The organism is Acinetobacter sp. AKBS16, assembly GCF_002899995.1.
Taxonomy (GTDB): domain Bacteria; phylum Pseudomonadota; class Gammaproteobacteria; order Pseudomonadales; family Moraxellaceae; genus Acinetobacter; species Acinetobacter baumannii.
In genome coordinates this window covers 1-1,921 of record NZ_POYH01000021.1, presented here as the reverse complement: position 1 = coordinate 1,921, position 1,921 = coordinate 1, and the positions used below count along the sequence as shown (strand labels likewise).

General features: G+C 39.5%; 1 protein-coding gene and 1 pseudogene. Both read left to right on the top strand.

From position 1 onward, the window contains the following. On the top strand, nt 1-1,047 hold a 1,047-nt coding region (locus tag C1642_RS03315), incomplete at its 5' end, for a putative PEP-binding protein (protein WP_322869412.1). A 514-nt stretch (nt 1,048-1,561) separates the two neighbouring features. Further along, nucleotides 1,562-1,921, top strand: a pseudogene (locus C1642_RS03310) (catalase-peroxidase); the annotation flags it as partial.

Genomic DNA, 1,921 nt, shown 5'->3' with positions numbered 1-1,921 from the left:
TATAAAGAAATTCAAAAAGAAGACGAGCAAATCGCAAAAGATCTCAAACAATATGAGACCAAAGAAGCGATTACACCAGACGGTGTCTCTGTTCAACTGTTTGTGAACACGGGCCTTATGATTGATGTAGTCCGCGGTGTACAACGTGGCGCTCAAGGTGTGGGTTTGTACCGTAGTGAAATTCCATTCATGTTACGGGAACGTTTCCCAGGTGAAGAAGAACAACGTGCCATCTATCGCCAACAGTTGAGTCACTTTGCCAATAAGCCGGTAGTCATGCGTACCCTCGATATTGGTGCCGATAAAGACTTACCTTACTTCAGTATTGAAGAAGAGAACTCGGCATTAGGGTGGCGCGGTATTCGTTTCACGCTCGACCATCCAGAGATTTTCTCAGCACAAATCCGGGCAATGCTTAAAGCCAGTATTGGTTTAAATAATTTGCATATCCTATTGCCAATGGTAACGACAGTAAGTGAAGTCGAAGAAGTACTTTATTTACTTGAGCGTGACTGGATTGCAGTGCAAGAAGAAGAACAAGTTAAAATTACTAAACCAAAAATCGGGATTATGGTTGAGGTACCGAGTGTACTGCTACAAATTGATGAGTTCGCCGAACTTGTCGATTTCTTCTCGGTTGGTTCAAATGACTTAACTCAATACTTACTTGCTGTGGACCGTAATAATCCGCATGTCGCAAACGTCTATTCACACTTCCATCCGTCTATTTTGCGGGCTTTAACTCGACTCGTGAAGGAATGCCATAAATACCAAAAACCAGTAAGTATTTGTGGTGAGATGGCGGGTGATCCGTTATCGGCGATCTTACTGATGGCCATGGGCTTCAATACCCTTTCGATGAGTTCAAGTAACATCTTGCGTGTCCGAAAAGCAATTTGCCATGTCCCAATGTCAGATGCCCAAAAGCTGCTTGATGATGTCATGAAAATGAATAATCCGCTTATTGTAAAAAGCTGGCTTGAGTACTACTTTAAAACTCATGGTCTAGCCGATATGGTTAAATCTAACCGCCTTGTAAGCGTATAAATACTTAAAAAGGAGAGTCAAAAAGCTCTCCTTTTTCAATTCATCTATTTTTAAATTTTCTCTTTATTTTTAAGATGCCACTTAGCGCACTCCTGATCTTTAATTTCTCCAAAAATCGGTTTTACCAATTAATATAGACAATTTAATCCATTTGAAAAATAAACAATCAGATTCTAGTATATTTAAAGAACGAAATTGAAAGATATTGCGATGTTTCAATGATTAAGGAGCTCATGCCATGCGTCATTATTTGCAAAATTTGAACCATTTTCCCTCTTGTTTTTTAGCCTTCATGCAGTAAATTGAAGGAATAATAAACAAAGGAAACTCATGTATTGTTGAATAAAACTGATGAGCTGACATAACAGTGAAAAATTTTTAAAACGGTTTCTCTCACCATTTGTTCTCTCATTTCTTTATTCGATACGCATCATTTTTTAACCCAGAAGTCCAGGAAAATGAGCCTTCATTTTTATTAAGAGCTCAATAAATATTACCCAGAGAGAATATAATCATGTCAAACGAATCAAAATGTCCTTTTTCAGGTCATAACTCAAAACCGCAAGTAACAGTCGGTGGTGGCACGGCTAATTTACACTGGTGGCCAAATCAATTACGTGTTGACTTACTTAATCAACATTCAGAACGCTCTAATCCGCTCGGTAAAGATTTTAATTACCGTCAAGAATTTAAAAAACTCGACTACTACGCACTTAAAGCCGACATCAAAAATGTATTAACCGATTCCCAAGACTGGTGGCCAGCCGACTGGGGAAATTATACGGGCTTATTTATCCGTTTAGCGTGGCATGCTGCCGGTACATATCGTATGGGCGATGGCCGTGGTGGTGCCGGTCGTGGTCAACAACGTTTT